Here is a 7,151-nt window from a genome sequence, read left to right on the forward strand (position 1 = left end):
CTCCCCTTCGTGGAGGGGGAGGTCGGGAGGGGGTTAAGTTTCATCCCTAAAGAAGCAGTAGATACTTTGGCCGGGAGCTTAGTAAAAGCCAAGCAGTATGCAGATCTTATTGAGAAGAAACATTCTTCAGGTTTAGATCATACTCCAAGATTGGTCCAAGTCATTGCGAGCATTTGGCTAGATCTGAATCTCCATCAAAGAGAAAAGTATATTAAGCCTGCAAATTTAATGCTGTATAACTCGCTTAATGATTTTTCAGATAAAATGCTTTTGTGGTTAGCGGGTAGATATGAGCTTACGGCTACAGATACAGAATTTTATTTGGGTTGGGTAACTAAATCAATGTTTGTGGATAAGTTGAATGTCAGTTGTCATCCTGATGTTTACAAAAAATTGATAACTTGGATGCAGTTTGATCAGAGCCAAAAGGCAAAGTTTAAACAAGAAAGCACAAGTTTGTTCAATATTTTTTCTCGTTATTCGAATGAGGAAATTAAGTCTGATATATTGAGTATTTATTCCGAAAATGAGTTTAATGTTCCATTGACAGACATTATGAGTACTCCAGGGAAAAAATTCGTTTCTGAAATTAAAGCAGTATGTTTAGACGGTATTCAAATCAATTTGGACAAATCTATTAATGCATACTTGCTTACAGAGCTTGATATTCAAATCCGCAATTGGGGATCGATGATTGAGACTGTAGTAGCAGATAAAACTATAAAAAATCTTGAGGACATTGCAACAGCTACAGAATCAAATGATAAATTCAAACAGTTTTTTGATAAAATGGCCGGACCGGTTATGGAAAATCTGCTATTCAGCACAGGCCCAATCCATGGAATAGAAAACTCAAAAGTACAATTATTTGTAGATTCGGAAAATCAATTCAGCACAAAAAGAACTAATTCTATAGATTTTGAAACTGGCGCTGAGGTTTTGGGTGCAAGTTTGGCAGCTCAATATCGCCGACTTTTAGGGCTTCCTGAATTTGAGAAAAAAGCTCTGAACAGCAAAGAGTACTACCGTGAGGTGTTCTCTCAAATTAACAAAATGCTTTCGATGATTGGTTTTAGAACAATGGACCATGAACTGAGGCCTTCGCTTCATAAAAAAATTTCTCAAGACAGAAATGAGCATCTTAGTGAGCTCGATGTTTATAAATATGAATGTAGCTCTAAGAAAGTAGAAGCTCAGAAAATTAAAAAAGAAAAATATGAAGGAGCAATTGCTCGTAAGGAAAAGCCAAGTCCTGATGATTTTGTAGATCGTAGAGAGGATTGTATCGGCTCTGAAGGTTATATTGAAACGTTGTTCGCAATTCCAGATCAGTTAAAGATGAACGGAGTCTTTGCTCCAGGAGAAGGATCAAGGCATTCTTCTATTCGTGCTCAATCGGAAATCATTCGTGGAGCGGCCTTTATGCTTCAATATTTTAATGACTGGAGAGGGCCAAATGATTTTGATGCAGGAATGGGCAAGGAAACTTACAGTGATATAAGTATTTTTCCAAAGAGTGCCTTAGTGAATTTGGCCGTTGCAACTATGACGACTCCAATTCGCGGCTTACAAAAAGAAAATTCTTCGCTGAAATTATTCAATATGATGGGTGGAGAAATTGAAGGATGGGCTAAAAATGGAATCCCTGATCCAAGCCATAAGGATCCATCAAAGCCTATGGATCCCACACAGCAGATCATTCAGGCTGCCGTGGTGGACTTGTTGTCTACGGGCCCTTCATCAGTTGTTAAAACAGAAGACCTCGCATATTTTATGGTGGCAGTAGACGAATTTTTGAAGGCAACTGACGGTATTGAGCAAACACATGCTTCGGTGATCAACCCTCCACAAAAAACCGTTAAAGAAAACATGGAAGCTATTATCAAAGGAAGAAGACTGCTGAAGATGATGATGTTTGCTATGTCAAATTTTATGGTGACACGATTGCAGGACAAGGATGGCGGTTTTTGGTCTGAATACGACTTGGAGGCAAAGCAAGTTAAGAAGTCAGAAAGATCATTAGAGGTACAGCTGGCAGTTATTAATGCTTTGATTAGAGTTTATCAGCAGTGGGGCAGCGAAGCCGCACTGGTAGCGAGTGTTGAAAGTTATTATTTTATGAATCAAAAGCTCTGGAACGAGGAAACGTCTTTCTATAGAGCGGACGAGAGTGTTGCTAGCACAAAAATTAAGCCTTACCTTTATTTAAAGACAGTAAAGAACTTGAGTAAAATTGAGCCTTATCTCAATAACTCAAATAGTGCGCTCCAAGCCAAGACTATGTTTGACTACTATTCAAAAGAATTCCTAAAATGGAATCAGTCATCAAAACCAATGTCGGTTCGACTGAATTAGTAGGTCTTATGAAATACATCGCAGCAGCTGTCGCAGGATTATTGGTTTTCTCAGGATTAATTCTTTCAACTTGTGAAAAAAGAAAGACAGATGTCTACGCAGTGGTGAATGGCTACGACGTCAAGGCTCTTGATTTTGTCACTGAAGAAAATAAAAATGATGAAGAAAAAAAGAAGCTAGATTTAAAAGCTTTTATTCAGAAAAAAGTAATTCAAATTGAGGCAGAAAAACTTCAAACTACCGAAACCGAACTTTTTAGTCTTTTTGAATCCCTTAAAACAAGAAATATCGATCCTAAGGACATTGAGAAGATCTTTAAAGAGGAGTTTAAGGACCAAACTCTAGCTGGTGGCCAGATGAAAAACATGTTGGATGCCGTTAGAGAAAAACAGTACGATTTGGCGCGCAAAAGATATATCAACGAACTCTTTGAGAGATCTACAATCCTTCTGGTTGATGATGACGGTGTATTTCATTCCTACAAACCAAGGCTCAACTAAGGTCTATTTTTAGACTGAAATTCTAGCCTATTTTCAAAGCATTGATGAGTGAACCCTTCTCCAATGATATTCTATAGATGGAAAGATTAATCTTTGTTAATCTTTCTATAGGAGAGAAGGGCTATGGCTACGTCATCTGTTGATAAAGACAGAAAATCAGAAAATGCAAGTCGCACGCGCGAGCAAGCGAAAAAGCAAGAAGCTGAGTTAAAGAAAAAGCATGCAGCTGAAGTGAATAAGCTTCAGAAAGTGCATGGTGAGAAAGTTCGTGAACTTCAAAAAAATCATGAACAGCAATTGGAGTCTGTAAGAACCCGTGGGCAAGATCAACTTTCAGAAAAAGATAAAAAATATCAAAGTCAGATTGATAAAATTAAAAATACGCACACACAAGCCACAAAAAATTCAGCGCAAAACTATGACCGCCAAGTTAGGCAAATTCAAGATAATCACAAGGGTGAGTTGAATAAAACTGAGCAAGTTCATGAATCAAAATTGAATTCACTTTCTACAAATTATGAAAATGACACAAAAAAGAAAGAAGAAAATTTCACTAGAGCAGTGGATGATATGAGAGAAGATCAATCTGATGCTTTAGAAAATCAAAGAGAAAAATTGGAATCAAGATATACAAAAGATTCGAATATCGTGAAAGATACGCAAGACTCAAAGATCAATGATTTAACAAGCCAGCTTCAAAATACTCGTGAACAAAAAAATGCTGAGATTAAAGGTTTGAAAGTTCAAAACATGGTTGATCGAGAAGAAATGGGGGCTGACAAGTTAAGCTTGATCACTCAAGAAAGAAAAACTCAAAATTTGCATCAAGAAAATATGCGTGATCAATACGGAAAAAATCTTGATGAATTGAGAGAAAAGTACTCTAGATACAACAATGAATCCAGCACAGGTCGTTCTGTAGAGCTAGAAAATATGAAGGTCATTGCTGAAGAGAGAAATAGAGAGCAAGTGGGAACTCTTGAGCGTCGAATTCGTGAATTGAATACCAATAATGACAATGAAAGATTCAAGACCACAACTGTTCACCGAGAAGAAAAGAAAGAGTACTTGAATGCGACAAAAGAAGCTTTGGAAAAAGCTGAGTTTCAAAGATCACAAGTTTACGATGCTGCCAATGCAAGAACCTCAACGGAGATCAAGGACATCACCAATAGAAATGCTGAGACTCTAGATCGCCAAGGGAAATACTATAAGGGTCGCATTGGTGAGATGGAGCTCAAGTATGATGAGTCTATTAATAATCAAGTGAAGACCTTGGAAATCGAAAATAAAGAGGACAAACAAAAGTCGATGATTCGCCAAGATAAGATGACCTATCTTATGAATAAAGAAAAGAATGATATGGAAGGGTACTATAAGGAACTTCTAAATGAAAAAGATCGTATTCATAAGGATGACATGACAACTCAAAGAATGGCCATGCTTAAAGAAAGAAACGAAGTGGTTTCAAAGCTTGAAGGCCGCATTAGAGAAACAGATGCCAAGGGTACAGAGAAGATAAATCAGCTGGTCATGAGATACGAAAAAGAAATCGGTCTTATGAAAGACGAACATAAAATGGAAAAGAAGAGACTGACCGATAATAACGCACGCCGTATGGATGAAATGGAGAAAACTCACAGATTCCAAATGGAAAGTGATAAAGTTTCAGCGAAGTCTCGCGAAGACCAATTGAAAGAAAAATTCGAAAGAAATATCTCTCAGATGGAAATTAAACACGATGAAGAAAAAATTAGGATGGCGACAGTTTTAAAAAGGTAGTACTTGCCCCAGCAAGTACTGTAAGCCAGATAAGACTGAAAATACACACCATAGAAAGTAAACAAAATGCTCGCTGATCGACGCGTTAAGATAGTATCAACATTAGGCCCAGCTTCAAATACACCGCAGATGATTGAAAATCTCATCCGTGCAGGCGTTAACGTCTTTAGGCTGAATTTTTCTCATTCTAGCCATGAAGAACACTTCAAGGTATTCACTCATATCCGAGCACTATCAAAAAAACTCAATGCTCCGGTAACAATCCTTCAGGATTTACAAGGTCCAAAGATCAGAGTGGGGAAATTGAAAGAACCTATTTTAAATCTAGAAGATGGCAAAGAGATCACGCTGACAACGGAAGAAGTTCTTGGTGATGAAAAAAGAATTTCTATCGACTATAAAAAACTTCACGAATTTGCTAAACCAGGGATGAAAGTCCTTTTGGATGATGGTTTGATTGAAATGGTCATTGTCTCTGTAAAAGGAAAAGACATTCATTGTAAGATTATTTTTGGAGGCGAGCTTAAAGAAAGAAAAGGTGTAAACATTCCTGGTGCTCAACTCGATATCGAGTGTATGACTGAAAAAGATTTTAAGGATCTGGAATTTGGAATTAAAAACGAAGTGGATTACATCGCTTTGAGTTTTGTTCGTCACGAAGACGATATTGTAAAATTAAGAAAAATTTTAGAAGAAAGAAATTCGAAAGCTAGAATCGTTGCAAAAATTGAAATGCTTGAGGCTTTAACTCGGCTTGAGCAAATCATTCATAAGAGTGATGCTGTCATGGTTGCTAGAGGGGACTTGGCCGTTGAGGTGGGGCAAACTCAGCTGGCACAAACCCAAAAAAGTATTATCCAGCTATCCAATAGTTTAGGAAAGCCTGTAATTACTGCGACACAAATGCTTGAAAGTATGACAAAAAATCCAAGGCCAACAAGAGCTGAGGTGACAGATGTTTCTAATGCAGTTCTAGATGGCTCAGATGCTTTGATGCTATCTGCAGAAACTGCGAGTGGAAAGTATCCTGTTCGCTGTGTGCAAACGATGCACGAAGTGATCGTGGAGGTTGAAAGAACAATCCAGCATTATTATAATTTAAATGTGAATGCAGAATTCTTAAGTGTGGCCGAAGCAATTGCTGCGAGTGCGTGTTTAACTGCACTAAAACTCAATGCAAAAGCGATTATATGTCTTACAACATCAGGAAAGACCGCGCGTCTAATAGCTTCCTTTAGGCCGAAAGCGCAGATCTTTGCAGCAACCCATGTCGTAGATGTTTTGAATAAATTAGAGCTCATTTGGGGAATCCAAACGCTAACTGTAGATCCTTATGAAAGTTCAGAGGGCGCGCTCCAGCAGATTGAAGCCATTCTTTTGAGTTTTAATCTGGTTGAGCCTGGCGACAAAATTATTTTAACACTAGGTATTCCTGTTCCAGAAAGAGGAACGACAAACTCTCTTAGAGTGCATACAGTTCAGGGTAATAATTTAAAGCCAATCGAAGATTTACCATTGAGGTTTAAGTAATGGCAGATGTATCAAAGAAGCTTGAAAAAGGTCAGTTATTATTTAGAGAAGGTGATGCTTCTGATTCAATGTATGTTGTTAAAAAAGGACGTATCGCGATTACTAAAACCAAAGGCGATTCTGAAGTAGAGCTTGCGAATATGGGCCCAGGGCAAATGTTTGGAGAGATGGCTTTCTTTGACCAAAAACCAAGAAGTGCAAATGCTCGAGCGATGGCCGAATCCGAAATTATTGCCTTACCTTTTGCGAACTTAGAAGCTCATTTTAAAGCGATGCCCGAATGGTTAAAGTCCATGGTAAAAACCATAAATGAGCATCTAAGGGAAGCCAATAAGAAGATTAAAATATTAGAAAAAGCTCAAGGTGCGGACAGTAAAACTTTTCCGCCTCATACGATCACTAAACTTTGCGCGATCATCGGCTTGGTGACAGAAAGATACGGTGAAAAAGACGATAAGGGTTTAGTCGTTCCAACGACTCTCCTTCGTAATTACACGATCCAGGTCTTTCAAGAGCCAACGACAAAGATGGAAAAAATGCAGCAAATCCTCCAAAGTATCGGTGTGATGACGGTTGAGGATTTAGGTGAAGGCAAAAAGAAGATCACAATTCTAAAGCATGATTTTATTATGTCGTTTGTGGAATTTTATAACGATTGGTTATTTAAGGAAGAGTCGAAAAGAATCTTGGTTGAAGAAAAAGATCTTCCTATTCTTAAAGCTTTGTTGTTCTATGGCCGTAAACAAACGCCAGACGACAAGGGGCAGGTAAAGGTAAGCCTCAATGCCATTCAAAACGAATCAATGAAAGACCTCGGATATGTAGTTTCATTGAACGATTATGCCTCAGTCATTGATAAAAAGCTTGTTGGTGAAAAATCCTCAGAAAAAGATGGCGTAGCTATCAGTTATGATTTCAAAATGCTAGATCGCATATTTCCTTTCTGGGAGCTCATCTACATTATAGATAAGTACGATCGATCCA

Annotated in this window: 5 protein-coding genes; all 5 read left to right on the top strand. The window is 38.0% G+C overall.

The genetic code is table 11. The features are described 5' to 3' along the window. Positions 1-2,355: hypothetical protein (locus V4596_09400; GenBank protein ID MES2769350.1), on the top strand; the 2,355-nt coding region annotated here is incomplete at its 5' end. Between the two features lie 8 nt (positions 2,356-2,363). Then, the gene (locus V4596_09405; protein MES2769351.1) at positions 2,364-2,855 is read left to right on the top strand and encodes a hypothetical protein; all 492 of its coding nucleotides are present in this window, start codon (positions 2,364-2,366) and stop codon (positions 2,853-2,855) included. Positions 2,856-2,978: 123 nt separating this feature from the next. Next, positions 2,979-4,637 (top strand): hypothetical protein, encoded by a 1,659-nt coding sequence (locus tag V4596_09410; GenBank protein MES2769352.1) that lies wholly within the window; start codon positions 2,979-2,981, stop codon positions 4,635-4,637. Positions 4,638-4,703: 66 nt separating this feature from the next. Next, entirely contained in the window at positions 4,704-6,167 is a 1,464-nt protein-coding gene (pyk, locus tag V4596_09415) for a pyruvate kinase (GenBank protein MES2769353.1), read from the top strand. Next, positions 6,167-7,151 (top strand): cyclic nucleotide-binding domain-containing protein (locus V4596_09420; GenBank protein ID MES2769354.1); only part of this gene is annotated, 985 nt, incomplete at its 3' end. The genes pyk and V4596_09420, both read left to right, overlap by 1 nt.

The sequence above is a fragment of the Bdellovibrionota bacterium genome, from assembly GCA_040386775.1.
Taxonomy (GTDB): Bacteria; Bdellovibrionota; Bdellovibrionia; order Bdellovibrionales; family JAEYZS01; genus JAEYZS01.